The organism is Dyadobacter crusticola DSM 16708, from assembly GCF_000701505.1.
In the GTDB taxonomy this organism is placed as follows: Bacteria; Bacteroidota; Bacteroidia; order Cytophagales; family Spirosomataceae; genus Dyadobacter; species Dyadobacter crusticola.
In genome coordinates this window covers 110,780-135,453 of record NZ_JNJB01000007.1, presented here as the reverse complement: position 1 = coordinate 135,453, position 24,674 = coordinate 110,780, and the positions used below count along the sequence as shown (strand labels likewise).

Annotated in this window: 20 protein-coding genes; 13 read left to right on the top strand and 7 right to left on the bottom strand. The window is 44.9% G+C overall.

Translation table 11 applies throughout. The features are described 5' to 3' along the window. Positions 1-279 precede the first annotated feature (279 nt). The 6 genes from Q369_RS0111110 (at position 280) to Q369_RS0111085 (ending at position 8,560) form a co-directional block, all read left to right on the top strand. The gene (locus Q369_RS0111110; protein ID WP_031527880.1) at positions 280-2,976 is read left to right on the top strand and encodes a c-type cytochrome; all 2,697 of its coding nucleotides are present in this window, start codon (positions 280-282) and stop codon (positions 2,974-2,976) included. 127 nt (positions 2,977-3,103) lie between these two features. Beyond that, a complete protein-coding gene (locus tag Q369_RS0111105; protein ID WP_374754348.1) occupies positions 3,104-4,012 on the top strand; it encodes a hydroxypyruvate isomerase family protein in 909 nt (302 codons plus the stop codon). Positions 4,013-4,033: 21 nt separating this feature from the next. Further along, complete coding sequence (locus Q369_RS0111100; RefSeq protein ID WP_031527878.1) at positions 4,034-4,903, top strand: hydroxypyruvate isomerase family protein; 870 nt, start codon at positions 4,034-4,036, stop codon at positions 4,901-4,903. 412 nt (positions 4,904-5,315) lie between these two features. Next, a complete protein-coding gene (locus Q369_RS0111095) occupies positions 5,316-6,263 on the top strand; it encodes a glycosyltransferase family 2 protein (RefSeq protein WP_035333323.1) in 948 nt (315 codons plus the stop codon). A gap of 10 nt (positions 6,264-6,273) precedes the next feature. Then, a complete protein-coding gene (locus Q369_RS0111090) occupies positions 6,274-7,320 on the top strand; it encodes a glycosyltransferase family 2 protein (RefSeq protein WP_051664028.1) in 1,047 nt (348 codons plus the stop codon). Continuing rightward, on the top strand, positions 7,253-8,560 hold the full coding sequence (locus Q369_RS0111085) for a hypothetical protein (protein WP_031527875.1): 1,308 nt from the start codon (positions 7,253-7,255) through the stop codon (positions 8,558-8,560). The genes Q369_RS0111090 and Q369_RS0111085 overlap by 68 nt, the downstream gene beginning before the upstream one ends. A 60-nt stretch (positions 8,561-8,620) precedes the next feature. On the opposite strand, the gene Q369_RS0111080 is transcribed toward Q369_RS0111085, so the two are convergent. Continuing rightward, complete coding sequence (locus Q369_RS0111080; RefSeq protein WP_031527874.1) at positions 8,621-10,081, bottom strand: tetratricopeptide repeat protein; 1,461 nt, start codon at positions 10,079-10,081, stop codon at positions 8,621-8,623. A 73-nt stretch (positions 10,082-10,154) separates the two neighbouring features. After that, positions 10,155-12,785: a DNA gyrase subunit A gene (gyrA, locus tag Q369_RS0111075; RefSeq protein WP_031527873.1), complete on the bottom strand. Its 2,631-nt coding sequence runs from the start codon at positions 12,783-12,785 to the stop codon at positions 10,155-10,157. A gap of 283 nt (positions 12,786-13,068) precedes the next feature. Between gyrA and Q369_RS0111070 the strand changes: the two genes are divergently transcribed. The 5 genes from Q369_RS0111070 to Q369_RS0111050 all read left to right on the top strand — a co-directional run bounded on the left by Q369_RS0111070 (position 13,069) and on the right by Q369_RS0111050 (position 18,004). Beyond that, entirely contained in the window at positions 13,069-14,382 is a 1,314-nt protein-coding gene (locus Q369_RS0111070; RefSeq protein WP_031527872.1) for a GntT/GntP/DsdX family permease, read from the top strand. A 189-nt stretch (positions 14,383-14,571) separates the two neighbouring features. Beyond that, complete coding sequence (locus Q369_RS0111065; RefSeq protein WP_031527871.1) at positions 14,572-15,048, top strand: RidA family protein; 477 nt, start codon at positions 14,572-14,574, stop codon at positions 15,046-15,048. Positions 15,049-15,328: 280 nt separating this feature from the next. Next, entirely contained in the window at positions 15,329-16,438 is a 1,110-nt protein-coding gene (locus Q369_RS0111060) for a D-TA family PLP-dependent enzyme (protein WP_031527870.1), read from the top strand. Positions 16,439-16,448: 10 nt separating this feature from the next. After that, positions 16,449-17,525 (top strand): dipeptidase, encoded by a 1,077-nt coding sequence (locus Q369_RS0111055; protein WP_031527869.1) that lies wholly within the window; start codon positions 16,449-16,451, stop codon positions 17,523-17,525. A 227-nt stretch (positions 17,526-17,752) separates the two neighbouring features. Continuing rightward, the gene (locus Q369_RS0111050; RefSeq protein WP_031527868.1) at positions 17,753-18,004 is read left to right on the top strand and encodes a hypothetical protein; all 252 of its coding nucleotides are present in this window, start codon (positions 17,753-17,755) and stop codon (positions 18,002-18,004) included. 56 nt (positions 18,005-18,060) lie between these two features. Here Q369_RS0111050 and Q369_RS0111045 read toward each other — a convergent pair whose 3' ends face one another. The 3 genes from Q369_RS0111045 to Q369_RS0111035 form a co-directional block, all read right to left on the bottom strand. Then, positions 18,061-20,298, bottom strand: coding sequence for a bifunctional alpha,alpha-trehalose-phosphate synthase (UDP-forming)/trehalose-phosphatase (locus Q369_RS0111045; RefSeq protein ID WP_031527867.1), 2,238 nt, complete (start codon positions 20,296-20,298; stop codon positions 18,061-18,063). 518 nt (positions 20,299-20,816) lie between these two features. After that, the gene (locus Q369_RS0111040; RefSeq protein WP_051664027.1) at positions 20,817-21,203 is read right to left on the bottom strand and encodes a nuclear transport factor 2 family protein; all 387 of its coding nucleotides are present in this window, start codon (positions 21,201-21,203) and stop codon (positions 20,817-20,819) included. A gap of 179 nt (positions 21,204-21,382) precedes the next feature. Further along, positions 21,383-21,835, bottom strand: coding sequence for a hypothetical protein (locus Q369_RS0111035; RefSeq protein ID WP_031527865.1), 453 nt, complete (start codon positions 21,833-21,835; stop codon positions 21,383-21,385). A gap of 273 nt (positions 21,836-22,108) precedes the next feature. On the opposite strand from Q369_RS0111035, the gene Q369_RS0111030 reads away from it, so the two are divergent. Beyond that, positions 22,109-22,447 carry a type II toxin-antitoxin system RelE/ParE family toxin gene (locus tag Q369_RS0111030; RefSeq protein WP_031527864.1) on the top strand — a complete coding sequence of 113 codons (339 nt, stop codon included), beginning with the start codon at positions 22,109-22,111 and terminating at the stop codon, positions 22,445-22,447. Between the two features lie 12 nt (positions 22,448-22,459). Beyond that, positions 22,460-22,774, top strand: a complete 315-nt coding sequence (locus tag Q369_RS0111025) for a helix-turn-helix domain-containing protein (protein WP_031527863.1) — start codon at positions 22,460-22,462, stop codon at positions 22,772-22,774. A gap of 141 nt (positions 22,775-22,915) precedes the next feature. Here Q369_RS0111025 and Q369_RS0111020 read toward each other — a convergent pair whose 3' ends face one another. Both Q369_RS0111020 and Q369_RS0111015 read right to left on the bottom strand, forming a co-directional pair. Then, positions 22,916-23,557, bottom strand: a complete 642-nt coding sequence (locus tag Q369_RS0111020; protein ID WP_031527862.1) for a bifunctional 4-hydroxy-2-oxoglutarate aldolase/2-dehydro-3-deoxy-phosphogluconate aldolase — start codon at positions 23,555-23,557, stop codon at positions 22,916-22,918. Between the two features lie 74 nt (positions 23,558-23,631). Beyond that, positions 23,632-24,654 (bottom strand): LacI family DNA-binding transcriptional regulator, encoded by a 1,023-nt coding sequence (locus tag Q369_RS0111015; protein WP_031527861.1) that lies wholly within the window; start codon positions 24,652-24,654, stop codon positions 23,632-23,634. Positions 24,655-24,674 lie beyond the last annotated feature (20 nt).

The window sequence follows — 24,674 nt, the reverse complement described above, 5'->3', positions numbered from 1 at the left end:
TCACCAATTCACTCATTAATTAAAATCTTCAATCATTCAACATTCTTCGTCCCGCAAGCCCTACACAGCAGGATGGTGGGTTAAAAGATTACGACTAATATTGCTACAATCAGATTATTTTGAGCTTTAGTTAGTTTTATTTAAGATTGCAATACAAGGATCCACTCGCAACAATTCAACAATTCACTCATTCACTCATTCAATCATTCAATCATTCACTAATTCACTCATTCATTAATTGACTAATTCACTAATTATCCATAAACGCCGAGCTGTAAGATGTACACGAAAAAACAATGGTTCAAACTTCCTATGACGCTTGCGGTGCTTATTGCCGCCGGGGTCTTTTGCGGAGTGCTGCTGAGTAACCGAACTGCTAAACACCGGCCGCCAGGCTCGAAAGTTGATAAGCTGAAATTGCCGGAAGGATTTAAGGCTGAGCATTTGTACAGTCCCTCGGAAGAGAAGAATGGCTCGTGGGTTTCAATGGCGTTCGACGACAAAGGCCGGATGATCACTTCCGACCAGTACGGATTTCTCTACCGCCTGGAACTCCCGCCGATCGGCTCAACAGCTGCTCCGAAAGTAGAAAAGCTGATCGTAGGCAACAAAGCCGACACCGCCAAAGTCAATATGGGAGCGGCACAGGGGCTTCTTTATGCATTCAATAGCCTTTATGTGGTAGTCAACAACCGTTCAACTGACAAAATCCCGGCATCCAGTGGGGTATACCGCTTGCAGGATACTGACAATGACGATCAGTTTGACAAAGTGACGCTGCTGAAAGCTACAAAAGGAGAGGGCGAGCACGGGCCTCACAGCATTATCCTCTCGCCGGACAAGAAATCGCTTTTTGTAGTGGCGGGTAACCATACCGATTTGCCGGCTATGGATTCTTACAGATTGACGCCGAATTGGAAAGACGACAATCTTTTTCCCCTGATTAAAGACCCGCGCGGACATGCCAATGATAGAATGGCACCAGGAGGGTGGATTGTAGAGACAGATCCAGAAGGTAAAAAGTGGGAACTGATTACGGCCGGTTTCCGGAATCCATACGATATCGCATTCAATGAAGCCGGTGACCTGTTTACCTATGATTCGGATATGGAGTGGGATTTTGGTCAACCCTGGTATCGTCCGACAAGAATCTGCCACGCAACCAGCGGCGGCGAATTCGGCTGGCGGACTGGCTCGGGTAAATGGCACCCGTCGTTCCCAGACAACCTGCCTGCGCTCCAAAACATCGGTCAGGGCTCGCCAACCAACCTGATTTACCTGAAAGACGCGCGCTTTCCTGAGAAGTACAAAAACACCTTGCTCGCGTTTGACTGGAGTTTCGGGATCATGCATGCATTGCACCTGAAACCGCAGGGAGCTACTTACGCCGCTGACCATGAGGAATTTATATCGGGATCTCCGCTTCCTTTGACTGACGGACAGATTGGTCCGGACGGAGCACTTTACTTCCTGACAGGTGGTCGTCGCTTGGAATCTGACCTTTATCGCGTTTACTACAAGGATTACGAGAAGATATCAGCTGGCTCAAATGTGGTAAAGCCGGTTATTACGCCGGAGCACAAGCTACGTACTGAGCTGGAAAAGTTCCATGCTAAAAAGGACCCGAAAGCTATTGAAACTGCCTGGCCAAACCTGAAACATCCTGACCGGTTTGTTCGCTACGCGGCACGCATTGCAGTGGAGCACCAGCCAGTGGATCAGTGGAAATCGAAAGTTCTAAATGAAAAAGATCCGCAAATTCTGATTTATGGTGCATTGGCGCTGGCCCGTCAGGGAGACGCAAGTGTGAAAGACAATCTCTACAATGCACTAACGAAAATCGACTACGCAAAACTTCCTGATGCGAAGAAAGCGGATCTGCTCAGAACATTTGAAGTAGCTTTCTTCCGTTTCGGACAGCCTGACGCCACTACCAAGAAGGCTGTTGTCGCTTACCTGAATCCTAATTATCCGTCCAAATCGCCCGAAATCAACAGGTTGTACAGCAAATTACTCGTGTTCCTGGAAGTGCCGAAAACTGCGGAAAGAACCCTGGCGCTGCTGAAATCGGAGAAATTCGAAGACAAAGACAACATTCCTGCGACTGCTTCCTCCGATCTGATCCTGAGAAATCCGCAATACGGTTTGGATATCGCAGGTTTGCTTGCAAAGCTTCCACCAGCTCAGCAGACTTTCTACTCGATGGTTCTGAGCAATGACAAAACAGACTGGACACCATCCCTGCGCGACGAATACTTCAAATGGTTCAATAATGCTTTTAGCTACAAAGGCGGCAGAAGCTACATTGGCTTCATCGACAAAGCACGCCAGCGGGCGCTGCAACACGTGCCAAAAGACAAATTCGACCACTATAACAATTTGTCCGGCGCTAAGTTGCTGAGTGCGAGCGGGAACGATATTGCAAATGCGTATTCACCAAAGGGTCCGGGACGTGCCTGGAAAGTGGACGAAGCGGTCAGTCTGGTTCAGGATAGCTTGCAAAACCGTGATTTCGAACGTGGAAAGCTGATTTTCTCAGCGGTGATCTGTGACAAATGCCATACGATTCAGGGCGAAGGCGCTGATGTAGGGCCGGAGCTGACGCAACTGGGAACCCGTTTCAGTGCGAAAGATATGCTTGAAGCGATTATCGTACCTGACAAAGCAGTTTCTGACCAATACGCTTCCACGATTTACACGATGAAAGATGGCCAGTCGGTGTTGGGCCGGCAGATGAATGAGGATGCGAACTTCTATTATATCGCGCAAAATCCATTCGATTCCAAAACGATCCGTAAGCTTTCGAAAAAGCAAGTGGCTTCGAGCAAGATCTCGCCGGTTTCAATTATGCTGCCGGGCTTGATTAATAGTCTGAACCCGAATGAGCTTCGGGATCTGGTTGCTTACCTGATGTCCGGTGGTAACAAAAACAACCCGATTTATACCGAGTCCGGCGCCGCCAAAGGCGGGAAGTAGATCAGCGATTTTTTGAGTAGAATATAATTTATTAAGCTTAAGATAGTGGTGTCGCGTGTTGTATTGTCCGGTCTTACAGGCTGATGATACCGGCGGCATCACTACTTTTTTTTCCCAAAATACAATTATGAGTTCCATAATGACCAGCAAATCAGGTAGAAGGAAAGTTCTCAAAAACCTCGCAATGGGAGCGGGGATCGTACCATTTACAACCTCTTTATCGAAGGCTTTTGCAGATTCAACAAATGCACTTGGCCCAAAGCTGAATGGAAAAATCAACCATTCAGTCTGCAAATGGTGTTATGATAAAATTCCGCTCGAAACGTTTGCACAGGAATGCAAGAAAATAGGGCTTACATCCATTGAGCTGCTCGGCCCGCAAGAGTGGCCGGTCATCAAGAAGTATGGATTAACCTGTGCGCTTCCATGGGGCGAAGGTTTGACACGAAGTATCGACAAGGGTTTTAATGATCCTGCGAATCACGACGAGCTGGTCAGGGGTTTTGAAGATATTATCCCAAAAGTGCAGGCTGCAGGTTATGACAAGATTATCTGCTTTTCAGGCAACCGGCGCGGGATGTCGGATGTGGATGGAATGCGGAACTGTGCGGTGGGAATCAAAAGGCTGATTCCGATTTGTGAGAAACACAATGTGACGTTGGTAATGGAATTGCTGAACAGCAAGGTAAATCACCGTGACTATATGTGCGACCGGACAGAGTGGGGCGCAGGCCTTTGTGATATGGTCGGCTCCGAAAAATTCAAACTGCTCTACGACATATACCACATGCAGATCCAGGAGGGCGACGTGATCGCTACAATCAGAAAGTACCACAAGTATATCGCGCATTACCACACCGGCGGAGTTCCTGGTCGACATGAAATTGATGAAACACAGGAACTATATTATCCCACGATCATGAAAGCAATTGTTGAGACCGGTTACAAAGGTTTTGTAGGCCAGGAATTTGTTCCGAGCCGCAACAATGATCTTGCTTCTCTTAAACAAGGAGTTACTATTTGTGACATCGCCTAACACATTTCAAAAACCTTAAGTATGTCGAGCCGACGCAACGCATTAAGAAATATAGCTGCCAGTACCGCTGGTGTGCTTTCTATATCAGATGTTTTCGCAGCTACCGAGAAAGTACTCGGTCCGAAGCTGAAAGGAAAAATCAATCATTCTGTTTGTAAATGGTGCTATGGTAAAATCCCGCTGGACACGTTTGCACAGGAATGTAAAAAGATAGGTATAACCTCCATTGAATTGCTGGGCCCGGAAGATTGGCCGACTTTGAAGAAGTACGGACTTACCTGCGCATTGCCAAATGGAGCAGGAATGGGAATCGAGAAAGGCTTTAATGATCTGGCGCTGCACGATGAGCTTGTTAAAAGCTATGAAGATCTTTTTCCAAAATTAAAGGAGGCTGGGTATTCTACTGTGATCTGTTTCTCAGGCAACCGTCGCGGTATGTCTGATATCGACGGAATGCGGAACTGCGCAATCGGGTTGAGAAGATTGATGCCTTCCGCTGAAAAGTACGGAATTACGATGATTATGGAATTGCTCAACAGTAAGGTAAATCACAAAGATTACATGTGCGACCACACAGCCTGGGGTGCTGGCCTTTGCGAGATGATTGGCTCTGAGCGTTTTAAGCTACTTTACGACATTTATCACATGTCAATCATGGAAGGCGACGTGATTGCGACGATTAACAAATACCACAAATACATTGGTCACTATCATACCGGCGGAGTTCCGGGACGAAACGAGATTGACGAAGGTCAGGAGCTTTATTACCCCGCTATTATGAAGGCAATTGTTGCCACAGGCTACAAAGGTTTTGTGGCTCAGGAGTTTATACCAAAACGCGAGCCACTGGCGTCACTCAAACAATGTGTTGAGATCTGCGATATAGCCTAATTTTGAAATTACAGACAAGATTTTTCGATTGTATTAGATCATCTTAACACCATTGAAAAGCAGTTAGTTAGAACTAAACACCTCCAATCTACACCGCCTGAGATTTGAACAAAAGCACAGCTCCTGGATATAGGGCCGCATTGTTCAAATCTCAGGCGGCTTCTTTTGGTCTGTCTTTCGGCTGTGAAGGTTTGTTGGAGTAAATATTTGGTTTGCGTTAAAAAGTATTAAATGTAAATGGATCGATAAATTTCAATGCACCTGTGTTTTATAATTTATATTATGTTAAGTATCGTTTTCATCTAACAGCTCACCTTGAAAACCACTCAAGTATTTACACGTGCCCTAGGCTAATTAATTGTTAATGATACTGATGATAATATGAAAATTGCTCCTGCACAATCTTCATATTATGGACAAAATACCTCTCATATCTGTTGCTCTCTGCACTTTCAACGGTCAGCGATTTCTGAAGGAACAATTAGATTCACTTATAAGTCAGTCTTACAGCAACATAGAGATCATTATCGTAGATGACTGTTCAACAGATCTTACTTATGATATTCTACTGAGTTACTCGGCTACTTATCCAATCATTCGACTACACTCCAATGAATCTAGATTAGGTTACAACAAGAACTTCGAAAAGGCTCTGAAACTCTGCAACGGAGAGTTTATTGCCATTTGCGATCAGGATGATATCTGGAATAAAGACAAGCTTGAAGTTCAACTGAAAGCTATACAAACCAATATGCTTGTTTACTGCGATTCAGATCTAATTGATAGCATTGGAAAAACAATGAACCGCAAAATGTCAGGCAAATTTAACTTTTACAAAGGTTCGCTGCCTGAGACGTTTCTTTTCATGAATTGTGTGTCTGGACACACAATTCTGATGCGGCGGTCCCTTTTGCCCTATGCACTACCCTTTCCAAGTGAATTCCACTATGATCAGTGGCTTGCTTATGTCGCATGCTGCGTCGGGTCAATTGATTTTGTCAGTGAAAGCTTAGTACAATACCGAATTCATGATCATAATTGCACAAACTTGCTCTCCTCGGCAAACAAATGTACTGGGGCCAGTCGCCCCCGGGAGAAGATCCTGATAGAAAGTGGCTGGCTTAAAACCTGCTCCCAAATTGTATCGGCTTCTCAGCATTTCGTAACGTCTCTTTATCTAAAAAGCCTGGAGAGGAATGACGCATTTTTCCATTGTTCTTACGCCCTTATGATTTGGAAGAACAGAAAAAGCCTATTGCATATTCCCAAGAAAAGTAGCGTAAGCAAGCTCTTCTTCATCATCAAGAAAAGTTGGGGTCTAAAGGCCAAGCGACTTATCAGTGCTACATGCATTATTTAGACTTTGAAAAATGTCCAAACAACCTGAAAAACCACTGATTTCCATTGCACTTTGTGTCTACAACGGAGAAAGATTTCTAAGAGAACAACTGGATTCATTGATCAACCAGAGTTATGAAAGAAAGGAAATCATCGCAGTGGACGATAATAGCACAGACTCCTCATGCGAGATACTATTTGAGTATCAGCAGCAATACCCATTTATTCACTTTTACAAAAATGAGGTGAATATAGGCTACACCAAAAACTTCGAGAAGGCACTCCACCTTTGTACTGGTACATATATCGCCTTATCAGACCAGGATGATATATGGCACCCTGATAAGTTACAATGCTTATTAGGCGAAATTGCAAATCATCAACTTATCTACCATGATTCAAAATTTATCGATGAAGGTGGTTTGTCTCTTAACAAGAAAATGTCAGATGTAATCAATCTGTACGCCGGAGGTAAGTCAGAAGTCTTCTTGCTCTTTAATTGTGTTTCTGGGCATAGCTGTCTCTTCAAGAAGGAACTTCTAAAACATATCTTACCTTTGGATCCCGCCTACTTTCACGATCACTGGATAGCTTACGTTGCCACCAATCTTGGAACTATTCATTGTGTGAGGGAATGCCTCGTTAGCTACAGGCAACACGCCAGTAATTCTACTGATATACTTAATTACAGAAGTATAATCAACAAACACTACCATGAAAACAGAGATATTCAGAAGCTTGAACGAGATTTGAGATGGATCAAACATTGTGCTAGTTTTCCGCTTAACAAGAATCCCGCTTTTGTTGAGCACTTAGCGGAGCTATTTGAGACCCGACTACACTCCTACCTCTCTATAAATTACGCGAGATTTATCCGTGAACACTTTGAAACCCTATATTTTATTCAAAGGATCAGGAAGTCCAAGCGAAACTCATTTATATACCGCCAAATGTGGGGATTGAGATCAAAGTTGCTGTGGAGCCGCGTATTCGGCAAATCTATGCAGTACTATGAACAAGCTTTGGATAGTGCTACTGAGTTTTGCCTTGGTGGCCGGAGTTCGGTCTTACTATGTTGAGACCTTCGCTGTGACTCTACCATTTTGGGATCAATGGGACGCAGAAGGAGATTATTTGCTGCGCCCTTGGGTGGAAGGAACTTTGAGGATAACGGATCTATGGAAGTCTCATAATGAGCACCGCATCTTCCCTACTCGACTGTTTTCATTGATCCTATACCAAGTTACGGATCAATGGAATAACCTCTTTTCCGCAAGAGCTAATGTAACAATCCCTGCGATTTTACTTGGTTTTCTTTACAGGTTCAATAACCTAAATGGGAAAAAATGGTGGATTTTACCTGTTGTGATTGCACTGTTTACACTTCCATTCTCTTTTGAAAACTGGCTGGTGGGTTTTCAAAGCCAGTTCTACTTTCTAATACTGTTTGCAGTGATTGCCATTGGTCTGAGCACTGCCTCTCCCGAAAGAGCATCGGCGAAGTTCTTAGTCTTCTTTCTTTGCTTTTTAAGTACCTACACGATGGCGTCAGGGATTTTAACTCCACTTACCGCAGCAGGTATATATCTACTTCAATGGGTAAGCAAACCTGGAAAAAAGATTCAAAATTTGATCCTCATTGCAGCTTTGGTAATTATAAGCATGGTCGGGTATTTGGAAATACCGCACATTGCAGCTCATGACATGTACCGCGCGAGAAACTTATCGGAATGGACACATTCATTGTTCCGGATTCTGAGCTGGCCTGTTGGCCCTCACAACTGGATCGCTGCTCCACTTTGGTCGCCAGCGCTCATCGCGGTTCCGTTTTTGTTAAAGAGGAAAAAACTATATCAAAACGATGTTTTTATGGCAGGATGTTTCATGTGGTCTTTTGGACAAGCGATGGCAATTGCATTTGGTCGTGGACAGGAACTTTCAGCTTTACCTTCCCGATATACAGAATTACTAAGTATTGGACTAATAGCAAATGCCTGGTTTGCAATCCGTTTTGTAGAAGAATACGGAAAACCTAAGTGGTACTACAAATATGTTATTCTCAGTTTCTTCCCACTGTTTTTCTACGGGCACAAAAAAAGGTTCAAATCTGATATGTATGAGGTACAAAGATTCCATCGAAACTCTGTTATTCAAACCGAAAACGTAATTAAATACCTTCGGACAAACAATTCAATCTATCTTCAACAGCCTACAATGCATATTCCATATCCAGATTCAGCTCGATTGAAGAAGCTCTTGGATAATCAGGCTATCCGCAATTTGCTTCCGCATAAGATCAATAGCAATTCGCGGCGATAATAAGACCAAAAAAAAGAGCGCCCTTCTCAGGGCGCTCTCAACAAAATGCATTCTTAATTCTTACTGCTCAACACAAGCAACTCCTTTACTTGTAAATTGTTCCAGTACACTGTTGACAGTTTCAAGCGTTTCTTTTGCTTCTGCTTCGTCTTTTGCCTGGATTGCTTTTTCGAAGTATGGTTTCGCCTTTTTGAATTTACCGCAAACACGTCCTTCTACTTCTTTACCTCTTTGCTGATACTCTGTCATGTTCATGTTATCAACTTCGCCTTTCAATTGAACAGCTTCATTGAAATAGAACACGCCCAGGTTGAAAAGCGCATCGTAGTTAGCAGCATCGATTTGCAATACTTTTTGGTAGTTGGCCATTGCTTTGCTTGCTGCATCTGCTTGTTTTGCTTTCAGGTCAGCCAGTTCGCTTTCCGATCCTGAGTTAGCACTGCTCTTAGCAGCTTCTTGTGCAGCACTTACTTCACCTTCCAATTTAGTAATTGCAGCAAGTGATTCCTTCTTTTTTGCATTCACATCCGCAAGCTGACGTTTCAAGTCAGCATTTTTTGGCTGCTTCTTGATCAATGCGCCAATACGTTTTACCTCACCGTCATAAACTTCTATCTTACCCTTTTCGCTTTCAAGATTCTTAGTCAACGTTCCAACAGAATTTGCACCATTGCCAGACTTCGCGCTCATTTGCTTGATCTTTTCCGCTGCTGTTCTCTGCATGTTATCATATAGAATCGCAAGGTTAACAATGTTCTGTGTATTGTTTGGATCGGCAGCAGCCAAAGCTTCAAGCTCTTTGATCGCCTGATCTTCTTTACCCGATGCAAGCAGAATGTTTACAACTTCCGCTTTAAGATCTTTGTTATTCGGAGATTGGGTCAATCCTTTGTTCAAAGTCTCGATCGCTTTATCAAAGTTGTTTTCTGCGCGATACAACTGAGCCAAACCATAATATACACTTGGGTCTTTACCACCGTTTGCAGCGTAAGCTTCGAAAGACTTCATTGCATCTTCCTTCTTTTCCAGCTGCTGAGCAGCGATACCTGCGTACAGAGATGCAAGTGTATCTTTCTTATTGATTTCTTGCGCCATTGAGAACATTTCAAGAGCTCCGTTCAGGTTTTTAGCCTGGTACTTCTCAGCTCCCTGTCTTACAAATGCATTGAAAAGCTGGGTGCCCTCTCCTGCTGTAAGTGCTGCTGTTGCCTCTTTCGAAGATTTACCTGGTTCCCCTTTTTTGGTTACGTCCAGCTCAACAACCTTCTTATATGCCTCCATTGCAGTTTTTGCTGCACTCGAATCGACCTGAGAAGCTTGTGATGCAATGTTTTCGTACAACTTAGCACGCTCCATCCAGAAAGAAGCTTTTGCGCTGGCCTTTGGATCATTTACATCTTTATCGCTTTTCTCTTTTTCCTTTCGAAATCCGTCTACCAGAGCCTTGTTGACAGCATCGTCTTGCGCGACTGCTGCCAGGCTGAAAAGGCTAAGTGCAGATACAAAAAACAGTCTTTTCATAAATATTAACTTTGATTGTGATTGGTTTGTTCGAATGCTAAATATAAATCAATTAATATAATTTTTACAAAAATCATGCCTCTGGTTCCTCAGAAGGATCATTTTCATCTTCCTCATCGTCTTCGATCGCGTCATCTTCAATCTCTTCGTCAAGCTCGTCAGCCGGTAATATTTCAGCCCCGTCCAGAACTTGTCCTTCGGCAATTGGCTTTGCTATCACGTTGCCATCCTCGTCCAGTTCAGCGGCCTTCTCGTCCGGATCTTTAAGAATTCTCGTCACCGATGTGATCTCGTCGGAGTTGTTAAGCCTGATCAATTTCACGCCCTGTGTATTTCTACCTGCCAGACGAATATCCAATACGCTCATTCTGATGGCAATACCATTTCGGGTGATGATCATCAGATCGTCCTGTTCGGTAACTTCACGGATCGCAACCAGCTTTCCTACCTTGTCGGTCGCATTCATCGTTGAAACTCCTTTACCACCACGATTGGTAACGCGGTAACTATCAATATTCGAGCGTTTTCCGAAACCATTTTCAGAAACAACCAGCAACTGCGCATCGTCCCGGTTTATACAAACCATTCCGATCACCTTATTGCCCGGCTCAATCAAGTTGATACCGCGAACACCTGCAGCAGTTCTTCCCATCGGGCGAACTCCTTTTTCATTGAAGCGAACCGCACGGCCTGCACTAGACGCAATTACAATATCATTGTCTCCATTTGTCAGCGCCACGTTCAGAAGCCTGTCTCCTTCATTGATAGAGATCGCGATAATTCCATTTGCACGCGGACGTGAATAGGCTTCCAGCAAAGTCTTCTTGATTGTGCCCTGCTGCGTACACATTATGAGGTAATTATTGTTGATATAATCCTCATCTGACAAAGTGCGTACATTGATCACAGAGCGGATTGAGTCGCCATTTTCCAGACTGATCAGGTTTTGAATCGGTCGGCCTTTCGAGGTTTTGCTTCCTTCCGGCACTTCATACACCTTCATCCAGAACAACTTACCAAATTCTGTAAAGATCAGCAGGTAGTTGAGCATTGTCGCGGAGAACAAGTGCTCTGTGAAATCGGTATCCTTGGTTTTCACCCCGCGTGATCCTACTCCGCCGCGCGTTTGCGTACGATATTCGGACAATGGTGTTCTCTTGATATACCCTTCATTCGAGATTGTAATGAGCATCTCGTCGTCTGGGATCATATCTTCATCACTGAATTCTTCCGCAGCAAACTCGATCTTGGTCCTGCGCTCGTCACCGTAGCGTTCTTTGATCTCCGTCAATTCAGTTTTGATGATCTCGTACTTACGGAATTCATTTGCAAGAATGTCACGTAAGTCAGTGATCAGAAGCATGATCTCTTCGTATTCCTTAACAATTTTATCTCTTTCAAGACCTGTTAAACGTTGCAGACGCATTTCGAGGATCGCCTTTGACTGGATCTCGCTCAATGCAAACTGCTCCATTAAACCATTCTTTGCAGTTTCAGGATCACGTGAACTACGGATCAATGAAATAACTGCGTCCAGGTTATCAAGTGCGATAATCAAACCTTCCAGAATATGCGCGCGCTTTTCAGCTTCTCTCAGCTCGTACTCTGTCCGGCGGGTAATCACCACGATCCGGTGATCAACATAATGCTTGATCAGGTCTTTCAGGTTAAGCGTTACCGGCCGGCCTTTCACCAGCGCTACGTTGTTGACACCAAAAGAAGTCTGCAAAGGTGTGTACTTGAACAGGTGGTTCAGTACAATATTAGGTATTGCATCTTTTTTGAGGTCAAAAACAATGCGCATACCATCCCTATCCGATTCATCACGGATATCAGAAATCCCGTCAAGCTTTTTCTCGTTGATCAATGCTGCAATTCTTTCGATCATCGCAGCTTTGTTGGTCATGTAAGGAATCTCGGTGACGATGATCTGCTCCCGACCGTTTTTAGCAACTTCGAAAATCGCCTTGGAGCGCATAATGATGCTTCCGCGACCAGTTTCCATGGCCGATCTTACGCCATTGTAACCATATATAATACCGCCTGTAGGAAAATCGGGAGCCTTGATGTGCTCCATCAATTGCGGTATGGTGATTTCATTATCATCAATGTACGCCAGCACACCGTCCACAACTTCCGACAGGTTATGCGGCGCCATATTGGTGGCCATACCTACCGCAATACCCGAAGAACCGTTAACAAGCAGGTTCGGGAATTTAGCGGGAAGTACAGTTGGCTCGTTAAGCGAATCGTCAAAGTTGGGTTGAAAATCAACGGTATCTTTGCCCAGATCGCTTAGAAGCTCGTCGGCAATTCTTTTCAGACGTGCCTCTGTATAACGCATTGCCGCAGGGTTGTCACCGTCAACGGAACCAAAGTTACCTTGTCCGTCAACCAACGGATACCGCAGCGACCAGGGTTGCGCCATACGCACCATTGTATTATAAACAGAAGAGTCACCATGAGGGTGATACTTCCCTAAAACCTCCCCTACTATACGAGCTGACTTTTTATGGGCACGATTGTAATTAACGCCCAGGTCTGACATTCCGTAGAGCACCCGCCTGTGTACCGGTTTCAAGCCATCGCGAACGTCGGGCAATGCGCGGGAGATAATAACGGACATCGAGTAGTCGATGTAGGCCCCGCGCATTTCATCCTCGATATTTATCGGGATAATGTTTTCACCAGAAGATTCTGCCATAAAGTGTTAGAAAAGAATCGAAATTTGTTAAAACGAGCGATTGGATATGTGCAACTGCTCAGTGAATTAATGCAATATTATCCTTTGTAAAAAGTCAAATTTCGCGATTTTTGCCCAGTCTAGCAACTATCTTTTATGCTATTTGGAGGTAGTCTGGCTATATGTGTGATCCCGTGTATTTTATGCTAGATATTACGCTCTGCAAAACTAAATTGGCATCTCTCATTAAAAAACGCTTTATTCCGGCTTATAACCGTTAGCTTACTTTCCTACTATTTCGATTATGCCCTTACTACTTACTTTCATTGCGATCCTGGCTTTGATCCTCCTGATCGCCTGGCTCAAAATTGACACGTTCATTTCATTTCTACTTGTATCCATCGGCCTCGGCCTCGCAAGCGGGTTGACGGTAGACACTGTCAGTAAAGCAATTCAAAAAGGTGTAGGCGGAACATTGGGCGACCTCGTCCTGATCGTAGGGTTCGGAGCAATGCTCGGGAAAATGGTAGCCGACAGCGGGGCTGCTCAGCGCATCACAGATGCCCTTATTGGTTTATTTGGTCAGAAATACATTCAATGGGGAATGGCGCTGGCCGGGTTTGTAATCGGGATACCGCTTTTCTATAATGCAGGTTTCGTAATCGTAATCCCATTGATTTTCATGATCAGCGCTACTGCCAGGCTCCCTTTGCTTTATGTGGGTATCCCAATGCTTTCGGCACTATCCGTCGCACACGGCTACCTCCCACCCCACCCTTCGCCAGCCGCCATTGCCAGTCAACTGAATGCAGACTTGGGGCAAACGCTATTATATGGTATTATCGTTTCTATCCCCGCCATTGCAGTCGCCGGACCAATCTTTGGAAGTACATTGAAACGTTTTCAGCCTAAGCCTGACGAAGATCTATTTAATGTGAAACCAAGACCCACATCGGAACTGCCCGGACTTGGAATCAGCGTTATTACTGCATTACTGCCGGTTTTTTTGCTCACTGCAATGTCAGGTATTAAGAGATATTATCCTGATAACAAAATCATCGGACTTCTTGCTGAGCCGTATTTTGGAATGCTCCTATCGGTACTTTTCGCTGCTTACACGCTGGGAATCGCGCGGGGAATGGATATGAAGAAGATTAGTAAGTCAATGGAAGAAGCTTTCAAGGGTGTATCCGTAATCCTGCTGATCATCGCCGGAGCGGGCGTTTTCAAAGAAATCATGACCGCGAGTGGCGTAAGCACCTACATTGCGGAGAGTCTGGCCGGCATTGACGTGTCGCCACTCGTCCTGAGTTGGGGTATTGCGGCGGTAATTCGTGTTTGCGTAGGGTCAGCAACGGTAGCCGGACTAACCACAGTTGGTATTCTTTCACCGTTATTGGTCAACGCTTCTGTGCCACCGGAATTGATTGTATTGTCTATCGGCTCAGGTAGTTTAATGTTCTCTCACCTGAATGACGGCGGCTTCTGGCTCTTTAAAGAATACTTTAATTTGAGCATCAAAGACACGCTGCTTACCTGGTCTGTGATGGAAACAATCGTGTCAATAATGGGATTACTGGGCGTTTTGGTACTAAATTTGTTTTTAACTGCAGGATGACCACGCCTGCTACCCCGCCCCTTCCGTTCGTTGAAACGAACGGGGATGGATTTTTAGGAGTTCGTTTCTAAAATAGAAATCAGCCGTCGATACCCCTGTTTCCGTTCGTTAAAACGAACGGAAATGGATTTAAAAAACGCAAATCATTTCCCGTTCGCTTCAGCGAACGGAGAGAAAAAAAACAACATGATGGAAAATACACCTGAATCAAATTTTGCCGCACTCGGACTCACTCTTCCTCCTGCTCCCAAGCCACTTGGCGTTTACAAACCAATGGTTATCGTTGACAAACGTTGGGTTTACGTTTCCGGACACGGACCTGTGCAAGACGATGCCAAATTGATCATCGGCAGAATCGGCAGTGACATGGACCAGGACCAGGGCAAGCTAGCGGCACGCCAGGTCGGACTTACTATCCTCTCAACATTAAAGGCAAATCTGGGCAGCTTAAATCGTGTGAAGCGGGTGGTAAAGGTTCTTGGGATGGTAAACTGCACTTCTGACTTCGAAAAGCATCCATTTATCATCAACGGCGCAAGTGAGCTCTTCGCGAAGATCTGGGGCGAAGAAAACGGCATAGGCGTAAGAAGCGCCGTAGGAATGGGCAGCCTCCCTGACAACATCCCAGTAGAAATCGAGGCGATGTTTGAACTTGAAGAAAAGTGAGAGTTAATTTTGAATGAGTGAATGATTGAATGACTGAATAATTAGTGAATTAGTGAATGAGCGAGTGACTGAATTCAATTTTGAATAATTGAATATTTGAAGTTTACCCAGGTGGCAGAATCGACATTATATCTAGACTTTCTACTTAATCGATCTTTTAGTTTCATTCACCAATTCACAACTCACTAATTCACAATTCACCTTTCCGCGGCAGCTCATTCACAATTCACTCATTCACTCATTCGAAATTCATCCATTCAATCATTCGATCATTGACAAAATGTGGTACCAACTAAATAATCCTGATTCAGTTATCTCTCCTTCTTTGCTGTTTTATGAGGATCGGATACGTAATAACATTCGTGGAATGATCAGTATTGCGGGAAGTGCTGAGCGGCTTGTTCCTCATGTAAAAACACATAAGTGCGCGGAGATTGTTGCCATACAGCTTGAACATGGAATCAGCAAGTTCAAATGCGCGACGATTGCCGAAGCTGAAATGCTGGCGAATGCAGGTGCAAAATGGATCCTGCTCTCTTACCAGATGGTAGGCCCGAATATTAACCGTTTGTTCAAATTAAAGGAAGCATTTCCTTATGTGGTGTTTTCATCTCTCGTAGATAATGAAAAGTCCGCCAGCCAGCTAAATGAAGCTGCATTGGATCGCGGTTTGAAAGCAAGTGTATTCATCGATGTTAATAATGGAATGAACCGTTCCGGTCATCCGATTGATGGTACACTGCTCTCCCTATACCGGTACCTGGCCAGCATGTCGCATCTGGAAATGAGCGGATTGCATGTTTATGACGGACATATCCGTAATCCAGAGTTCTCGGAGCGTAAAATAGCGGCGGATACTGCATTCAATCAGGTATTACCATTAATAGACCTTGTAAAAAATGATATCGGACGTGATCCGATGATCATAGCCGGCGGCTCTCCTTCTCTTACCGTTCATGCAATGCGCGAAAATGTATATCTCAGTCCAGGCACCAATGTACTCTGGGATTGGGGATATGGAGACAGGTTCGACGGCCAGCCATTTGAGCATGCTGCATTGATACTGACCCGCGTCGTGTCAAAACCTACTGCTGGTATTGTTACCATCGACCTGGGACACAAAGCGATAGCAGCAGAAAATCCGATCGAAAGCCGCCTGCGCATTCTGAACCTGAGTGGATACACGTTGCTCAGCCAGAGCGAAGAACATGGCGTGTTGCAGGTTAATAACGAGGTTTGGGAGTCAGTGAGTATCGGGGATGTATTCTATGCAGTGCCTTATCACGTTTGTCCCACAGTAGCTTTACACGAATTTGCTACGATTGTAGAAAACGGCGCGGTCAAAGGCGAATGGAAAATTGCCGCGCGCAACCGGAGGTTAACTATTTAAATCAAAGTGTATGTTTTTATTTGACGCCCACCTCGATCTGTCCATGAACGCGGTGGAATGGAACCGGGATTTGACACAAGATCTTTATGCGATCAGAGAACGGGAAAAAAACCTTTCCGACAAACCTGACCGGGGTAAAGGTGTAGTTAGTCTTCCCGAAATGCGGAAGGGCAACATCGGGATTTGCGTAGCTACTCAAATTGCCCGTTTCGTGAAGCCCGACAGCCAGATACCCGGCTGGCACTCTCAGGCGCAGGCCTGGGCGCAAAGTCAGGCGCAGATTGCGTGGTACAAAGCAATGGAAGAAGCGGGTGAAATGTTTCAGGTCACCAATTTCGAGCAACTTACAGCTCATTTGTCCCTCTGGCAGAATGCAGCTTCCACCGAAAATCTCCCGATTGGCTACATACTTAGCCTTGAAGGCGCAGATTCTTTGATCAGTCTTAAAAATCTGGAAACTGCCTACGGTTACGGGCTACGTGCAATCGGCCCGGCGCATTATGGGCCTGGCGTGTATGCTTATGGCACTGATTCTGATGCACCGCTGTCGCAAAAAGGCAAGGATCTGTTAACTGAAATGGACAAGCTCAACATGATCCTCGACGCTACCCACTTATGTGATACAGCATTCTGGGAAGCGCTTGCGATCTATAAAGGGCCGGTTTGGGCGAGCCACAATCTGGTACGCGCAATTACGCCGCACAACCGACAGTTTTCTGACGAAATGATAAAGGCGCTGATCGAGCGAGGTGCGGTGATCGGAATGGCGTTTGATGCATGGATGATGATTCCCGGCTGGGTAAGAGGCAAATCAACGCCCGAGAATACCGGACTGAAAATCGAGCATGTCGTGCAACACATTGATCATATTTGTCAAATAGCCGGGAATGCAAATCACGTTGGCATCGGGTCCGACCTTGACGGTGCTTACGGAAAAGAGCAGTCGCCCGGTGACCTGGACTCCATAGCCGACCTGCAAACGATTGCACCCCTGCTCGCTTCGCGCGGCTATTCTGATGAAGACATTGAAAGAATTATGTGGAAGAACTGGGTTGAATTCCTTCGGGTTGCCTGGCCCAAAAGATAGCTTGATATGAAGATATTGATGGAAAATCTAATATTTTCTTAATAATATAATAAAACCTTTTTCAATAAAGCTTCGCAATTTCGCCTCACGGATTGCGAAGCTTTTTTGTTTAGGTATAAACCTTAAAAACGAATGCTCTTATTTGGAAGTATTATAAATAATCAGGATCTTTGATTCATGAACCTGACATGAAAGATGAATATCAACAGACCTTAAAATTAGCCAGAATGAATAACACATATAAGATCTCGTTTAGAACGCGAATCCAGAACAACAAGTCATTTCAACGCCTCCACGATTGCTTGAAACAATTGAATGTGAAACATTGGGCTTACGATTTTCAGGACTTAATGCTGACGCTTACGTCTGAGCTATCGGATTTCAAAGTAATACAGGCTGCATTAAGATCTGCAGGGTACATTTGCCACTTCATCAAACTTGAAAACCTGGATGCGGGCGGCGAACTTGTCGCCGCTTAAAACCGAAAGAGGCTCAGCATTCACGCTGAGCCTCTTTTCGTTACAGGTAATCCGCACTACTCTCCTGCGGAGGATACCATGAAATTCAGGAAATAGAATACCTCCTCCTGACTCTTGATGTGATTACGGGCAGCAGACAGATCGTCTCCGATCTTGATAGTGTAAGAAGTTTCCGGCAGCGCTTCGAACATATCTTCGTCCGTAGTATCATCCCCGATCGCCAGAACGAAGTCGTAGCTACCGTTTTCTACAAACATCCTTGTCGCAGTTCCCTTGTTGAATGCGGTTTTCTTAACTTCCACAACCTTGTTTCCGTCAATTACCTGCAAGTTCATTTCCGGCTGAATGTAGTTTTTCAATTGCCAGAGTAACTCCTGAGCACGTCGCGTCGCGTATTCGCGGTCGTCAGCTGTGCGATAATGCCAGGCGAGTGATGTCTCTTTTTCTTCGACAAATGCACCCGGGCATCTTTTGGCGTACATATCCATGATCGGGCGGATATTATCCTTCCAACCTTCTTCATAACTCTCGTTCAATGTCCAGTTCTCCTCCCCTTTCAATTTGATCAAAGCACCATGCTCAGCGATCATGTGTACCGGAAGATCGCTGAAAAGTTTGTCGAGGAAGAATTTGTCTCTTCCGCTCACGATGACAACGGTGTCTCGATGAGCAATTTCGCCAATCAGCCTTTTGACATCCTGTGAAATAATCGCTTTTGCAGGATCAGGCACAATTGGTGCCAGCGTACCATCATAATCGAAGAAAAGGATCCGGTTCGAAGCTTTCTGATAAGCAAGCCTGATTGCATTAATCCCGTTGTCGGTCAGAAAGGTCTGTTTTAGTCTTTCGTGTTCTTGTTCCAGCATTGTCATTTGAGTAAAAAAGTCATTTGTCCACGCAAACACATCATAATCCCTGATGCGCTCACGCATTGCGTCCATTCTCTTAATCTGTTCTTCTTCCGGCATTTCAAATGCAGCCTTGATCGCATCGGCAATATCCTGCCTGTCGAGCGGATTGATGATCAAAGCTTCACCAAGTTCCGCAGCCGCGCCCGCCATTTCGCTGAGTATTAATACTCCTTTGCGATCTTTCCGGCTGGCTACATACTCTTTGCAAACCAGGTTCATTCCGTCGCGTACCGGTGTGATCAGCGCTACATCACTTGCAGTGTACATACCAACAAGCTCGTCGTAAGGCATGGAACGGTACTGATAAATAATGGGCTGCCAGGAGATACTCCCGAAATCCGCATTGATCTTCCCGACAGTCTGATCAATGTCTGACTTCATCTGCTGATATTGCTCAATCGTGTCGCGGGACGGTACCACCACCATCGCGAAAGATACTTTCTCGTGCCACTCAGGATACCTTTCCAAAAATCGTTGATAGCCGCGTAGACGGTGGATTATTCCCTTTGAATAATCAAGCCTGTCCACTGAAAAAATGATTTTCTCTTTTAAGGACTGACGGGCATCTTCTCTGGCCTGCACCACCTCGGGTTTGTCGTAAGCATCATTGAATTTGTTGAAATCGATACTTATCGGAAACGAATCCACTTTCACGATCCGGTTGCTCATATTTATGTAGTGTAGCTTGTTGCCGTGCTCCGATACCAGGCGGGCGGCTTTCAAGAAGTATTCTACATAATCATTGGTATGAAACCCGACCACATCAGCTCCCAATATGCCATTCACAATCGCCTTCCTCCAACCTGTTGGCAGCAGCCGGAAAAGTTCATAGGAAGGAAATGGGATATGAAAAAAGAATCCGACTTTGTTGGAAGGATATTTTTCGCGGATCATGTCAGGCAGCAGCATTAATTGATAATCCTGCACCCATATCACGTCACCAGGCTTTATAATCTCATCGAGCTTCTCGAAGAAAAGCTGGTTTGCCTGCTGATAAGCTTCAAAGTAAGCATCTTCAAAGCGGGCAAGTGAAGGGAAGTAGTGGCAGAGCGGCCAGATGAGGTTGTTGCAAAAACCTTCATAATAATTCTCATTCATCTCTTCGGGGATGAAAACCGGGTGCGCCTGGAAGTTCTCATTCTCCATTGACTGACCTTCAAGCTCCTCCTGCGTATTCTCCGAAAATCCGACCCACTGGATCTTTTCATTGGCATTAAATGCAACAGTCCCGGTATCCTTCACAAGGGACAAAACAGCGGAAACGAGTCCACCCGAGTTTTGGAACAGCTGTGGCTGATCGTTTTCCCAGACCAGCTTGAAAGGCAGCCGATATGCAACAATGATCAATCTTCCTACACTACCATTATCTGATAAATTTTCCATAGACAGTTATTTTACGTCAAAATTGTGCCATTTCGCCATACGCTGGTGAAATGCTGATATTCATCCAAATTGAACCAGAAAGAAAATACACGCGGAGGTCGCCGGTGCACACCTTTCTGAAAACTCGTTACACAATCTGGGGTTTTTTCTACTAGGGAGATTTTGGCGTTGCCTGAAATTGCATTAGCTTAGCCTGCGCAACCTCGCTCATCACATTACAGGAGTCGCTTCTGGCGAACCGCAAAAGTAGCCCTCAGGTTACTTAGCGAGCATTTATAATTGCTGTTTTCCGCAGAATAATGTGATGATTGAACACAAATACAGGTTTCGAAAGAAAACCCTAGATTAGTCCCGGACTACAATCACGTAATCGCAGATTAATACTGTGCCACTCTTTGTTGTGGGTTGCGGGCGGTCAGAAATGACCGCCATTTTTTTACATTAATAGCCTTAGTTCACCACTAAAATAAAAAAGCGGCAAGATTGCTCCTGCCGCTCTCATATCCAAGCCGGGTATCTTACACAGCGATCTTCACTGCCTGACGGGCGATCAAAACCCATTTGCCTCCCGCCTCTTTCTGCCACACCTGCAATACTTTGATATTCGCAGTACCAGGTCCTTTGCCGGCATCATTTGTCTTTGCGGTAAGAATATGCCTCACGATTGCTGCATTGCCGACTACCTTTATTGTTTGCTCAGTAAGGTCCATTGTTACGAAATCGTACTTACCGCTCATCAGCGACTCTACAAATGTTTTCTGATCTTCAACCAAACCATTTGAATGGCCGTAACTCAGCTCTTTGGAAGAAATTGCTTCAAGTCCCTTCTGATTCGGTTCAACCAGCAGGGTTTTTAACGACTCAACTGCCTTTGCAACTTCTGATTCTTCCTTGCTTTGCGCCATGCTTGATTGTGGAACTAGGAGTGTGATTAACAAAAAAGCCAGGCAACCGCCTAACCAACTTCCTGGGATAGCACTTTTCATTCAAGAGGTAATTTAAAGTTATAAATGTGTCCTGACTTTAAAATACCGCATTGCCGATTCTATACTTGAATCAAAGATTAGAAAACTGCTTTTCCCCGTCAGCAGCTTTGCTCGATCCACTTTCGGGCTTCTTCCCTATCTGTGAAAAAATGCTCGTTATATCTGCTGAAACGTCGCTCATAAAGCTCCATTTTTCCTGCATCATGGTGGCAATGTGCTGCGCCAATGCACTGGATGTTCCGGTAATTTGCCAGGATCATCCGGTCGGCTTCTTCTTCAAATAAATTCACATAACCTACTTTCCAGCCAAATTCCGCCATTTTCTGCGGGATAATATTGCGAAAACGCTTGTGTGCTGCGGTGTCTGCTGCCTGGAAACCGTGCATGTCGATCAGGATTTTGAAGCTCTCTCCATCTCTGAGCTCTTCGAATATTTCGTTCAGACCTCTCTCCCATTGCTCAATTTCAAATTCATCGAGATCGCCGCTGACCTGCGTGACCACAAGCTTGTTCTCAGGATACCACTTTGTGCCGATTTCTTTCGAGTTCATTTTGCATGCTGTTAATGTTAGCGGGCACAATGTAAATGCAAAAGCCGAGTGACAGAAGAGGAGCAAGTGCGCAGTCGATATACAGCAGTGAAACGTAGACCAATGTAGATCATCCGCAAAAACGACAGCTCCATTCGGGTACAACAAAGACGAAAAATTAAAGTGATTGCCACAGTTACCTTACGTTCAATGCTACGTCTAAACAGTAAAGAAAAAAAATTTGAAATAAAAATGTTTCCTTATATAGAAACCAATAATTAAACTGTAAATTTGATGGTCGAAAAATTGTTTGAGGTAATTTTCCTCGAAGAGGCATTTACTTTCTTGAAAGAGCTTGACAAAAAGCATTCGGAGAAGATATTATATAATATCAGGAAAGCACAAGCCAAGAATGACCCAGAGCTATTCAAAAAGCTGAATAGCGAAATTTGGGAGTTCCGGACACTTTACCAGGGCTTACAGTATCGCCTTCTGGCATTTTGGGACAAATCCAAGTCGGAGCGCACGATGGTGATTGCGACACATGGATTTATCAAAAAGCAGAGCAAAGTACCTGAGAATGAAGTTAGCAGAGCTCAAAAGCTAAGATGCAAGTATTTTGATGAACAATAAACATTCTGAAAAATGAGAACTTTCACACTTGACGAAGTACAGGACGAGTTAATCGGCAAGATCGGGACACCAGCCCGGGACAGGTTCGAATACAACCTGCAAATAGACCTGGTTGGCAAAGCAATCAGGGATACCCGTCTTGAAAGGCAGCTTACACAGGAAGAGCTTGGAAAGCTTGTCGGTGTACAAAAAGCGCAAATTTCAAAGCTGGAAAACAATGCGGCTAACATGACACTCGACACACTGATCCGCGTGTTCACAGCCTTGAAAGCCAAAGTGCAGCTTCACATTGAGCTGCCTAATGTGAGCATCAATATTGAAAAGTAAGTGTTGATTTAAAAGGTATATACAAATCAAAAGTATCAAATGTGAATTACAGTATATTATTACTTTTATAATGATACTTTTAGAATGGTACTTATTAATATAGTAGTTCAGCCTGCTGTAAAACCGCCCTTATTGAACAGCTCAGTTTCCGGTCAGCTTTTGTACAAATCGCTCGAAGTGGCTTTTCAAGCCTTGCCAATCTTTGTCTTGGATCAGCTTTTTGTCGAAAAGTTGGCCACCAATCCCCAGCCCATTTGCGCCGGCTTTCATAAACGCGGTCATGTTTTCCAGGCCAACACCGCCCGTCGGTAGTAATTTGAGCTGGTTCATAGGCGCTTTGAGATCTTTGATGTACTCCGGCCCGAGTGAAGTTGCAGGATATATTTTCACCATTGTCGCGCCAAGGCTCCACGCATTATAAATCTCGGTAGGCGTAAATGCACCAGGGAAAACGGGAATCTCTTTTTTTACGCATGTCTTGATTACCTTTTTACTGATCACCGGCGTGACAATAAATTGCGCGCCCGCTTCCAGGGCGCTCTTCAAATCATCTTTCGTGCAAACCGTACCTGCCCCGATATTCAGCCCTTCCGCTTCATTTTCGACAGCATACCTGATCATCTCCGCTGCTCCCGGCGTGTTCATCGTGATTTCCACCGTGGTTAGACCAGCCTCCCGGTAAATTGGCAGGATCCGCTTGATATCGTCAAAAGCCACATTCCGGATAATACCAACCAGTGGCGCTTTTTCGAATAGGGCAATGGAAAACTTTTCTTTGTTCATTTGGTTGAGTTTGTTAGTATTTGAGTTGTTATATAGCTGTCGAGCTGTTCAGGAATCACAACAGGAGATTGAAGTTACTGCTTTGCACTTGAAGATTCTCTTTCAATCAGCCGGGCTTCCATCAGGATTTGCTTGATTCCAACGTTCCGATCTCCAAGCTTTTCGAGCAGGAATTCAACGGCCGTTTTCCCGAGCAGTTCAAGCGGTTGGCGGATGTAGGTGATCGGACAATAGTATAGATCGAATACCTCGGCCTGTCCGTAGCTTACAATCGCAAGGTCTTGCGGCACTCTCAAACGCAGCTCATTGATATACCTCAGTCCATTGATCGCCAGCCCGTAAGTAGCAAATATAAGTGCTTCAACTGGTTTGGGTAGCGCCAGAATTTTGTCAATTGCGATTTTAACTTCCTTCTCCATTGTCGCAAAATGCACCTCTCTCAACCACTCCTCCTGAAACCTGATCTGATTGTCCGCCAATGCATGCTTGTAGCCACGCACACGCTCTTCCATGTGGTACATTCTGGAATTATAGGCAATCATGCCGACACGGGTATACCCACCTTCGATCAGGTGAACGCCTGCATCATAGGAAGCTTTGTAATTGTTTGTCGCGACGAAATCTGTCTGTATTTCGGGAAAATGCCGGTCGAGGAGCACAAATGCGATTTTTCTTTCTTTCAGATAGCGCACCTGATTTTCCGAGCCTTCGCAGGAAACTAAGATGACTCCGTCAACCTGCCGGTTGATCAGTACATTCAGCAAATCCCACGACTTATCCGCATTTTCATCACAGCTGCCGATGATTACCGTATAGCCGTTCCGCTTGGCCTCATCCTCCACAACCCGGGCAATATTGGCAAAGAATGGATTGGAGATGTCGGCGATAACCAGACCTATTGTATATGTTTTGCCGCTCCGCAGGCTTTTGGCCAGGTGATTAGGCTGATAGTTGAGCTCCTTTGCAATTTCCCTTATCTTCTTCGCGATCACTTCCCCAACACGCGTTTCTCTTTCTTTTCCATTCAAAACGTAGGAGACGAGCGCAGTAGAAACCCCGGCTTTCTGTGCGATGTCTTTCAGGGAAGTTTTTTTCATTGAGTTTACTTTCTCATAAA

What these genes read in the sequence shown, in the direction of transcription:
- Q369_RS0111035 (WP_031527865.1), bottom strand. Translation starts at nt 21,835, where the DNA reads ATGAACTCGAAAGAAATCGGCACAAAGTGGTATCCTGAGAACAAGCTT.
- Q369_RS0111090 (WP_051664028.1), top strand. Translation starts at nt 6,274, where the DNA reads ATGTCCAAACAACCTGAAAAACCACTGATTTCCATTGCACTTTGTGTC.
- gyrA (WP_031527873.1), bottom strand. Translation starts at nt 12,785, where the DNA reads ATGGCAGAATCTTCTGGTGAAAACATTATCCCGATAAATATCGAGGAT.
- Q369_RS0111060 (WP_031527870.1), top strand. Translation starts at nt 15,329, where the DNA reads ATGTGGTACCAACTAAATAATCCTGATTCAGTTATCTCTCCTTCTTTG.
- Q369_RS0111070 (WP_031527872.1), top strand. Translation starts at nt 13,069, where the DNA reads ATGCCCTTACTACTTACTTTCATTGCGATCCTGGCTTTGATCCTCCTG.
- Q369_RS0111095 (WP_035333323.1), top strand. Translation starts at nt 5,316, where the DNA reads ATGGACAAAATACCTCTCATATCTGTTGCTCTCTGCACTTTCAACGGT.
- Q369_RS0111100 (WP_031527878.1), top strand. Translation starts at nt 4,034, where the DNA reads ATGTCGAGCCGACGCAACGCATTAAGAAATATAGCTGCCAGTACCGCT.
- Q369_RS0111110 (WP_031527880.1), top strand. Translation starts at nt 280, where the DNA reads ATGTACACGAAAAAACAATGGTTCAAACTTCCTATGACGCTTGCGGTG.
- Q369_RS0111055 (WP_031527869.1), top strand. Translation starts at nt 16,449, where the DNA reads ATGTTTTTATTTGACGCCCACCTCGATCTGTCCATGAACGCGGTGGAA.
- Q369_RS0111040 (WP_051664027.1), bottom strand. Translation starts at nt 21,203, where the DNA reads ATGGCGCAAAGCAAGGAAGAATCAGAAGTTGCAAAGGCAGTTGAGTCG.
- Q369_RS0111105 (WP_374754348.1), top strand. Translation starts at nt 3,104, where the DNA reads ATGAGTTCCATAATGACCAGCAAATCAGGTAGAAGGAAAGTTCTCAAA.
- Q369_RS0111015 (WP_031527861.1), bottom strand. Translation starts at nt 24,654, where the DNA reads ATGAAAAAAACTTCCCTGAAAGACATCGCACAGAAAGCCGGGGTTTCT.
- Q369_RS0111045 (WP_031527867.1), bottom strand. Translation starts at nt 20,298, where the DNA reads ATGGAAAATTTATCAGATAATGGTAGTGTAGGAAGATTGATCATTGTT.
- Q369_RS0111065 (WP_031527871.1), top strand. Translation starts at nt 14,572, where the DNA reads ATGGAAAATACACCTGAATCAAATTTTGCCGCACTCGGACTCACTCTT.
- Q369_RS0111080 (WP_031527874.1), bottom strand. Translation starts at nt 10,081, where the DNA reads ATGAAAAGACTGTTTTTTGTATCTGCACTTAGCCTTTTCAGCCTGGCA.
- Q369_RS0111085 (WP_031527875.1), top strand. Translation starts at nt 7,253, where the DNA reads ATGAACAAGCTTTGGATAGTGCTACTGAGTTTTGCCTTGGTGGCCGGA.
- Q369_RS0111050 (WP_031527868.1), top strand. Translation starts at nt 17,753, where the DNA reads ATGAATAACACATATAAGATCTCGTTTAGAACGCGAATCCAGAACAAC.
- Q369_RS0111025 (WP_031527863.1), top strand. Translation starts at nt 22,460, where the DNA reads ATGAGAACTTTCACACTTGACGAAGTACAGGACGAGTTAATCGGCAAG.
- Q369_RS0111020 (WP_031527862.1), bottom strand. Translation starts at nt 23,557, where the DNA reads ATGAACAAAGAAAAGTTTTCCATTGCCCTATTCGAAAAAGCGCCACTG.
- Q369_RS0111030 (WP_031527864.1), top strand. Translation starts at nt 22,109, where the DNA reads ATGGTCGAAAAATTGTTTGAGGTAATTTTCCTCGAAGAGGCATTTACT.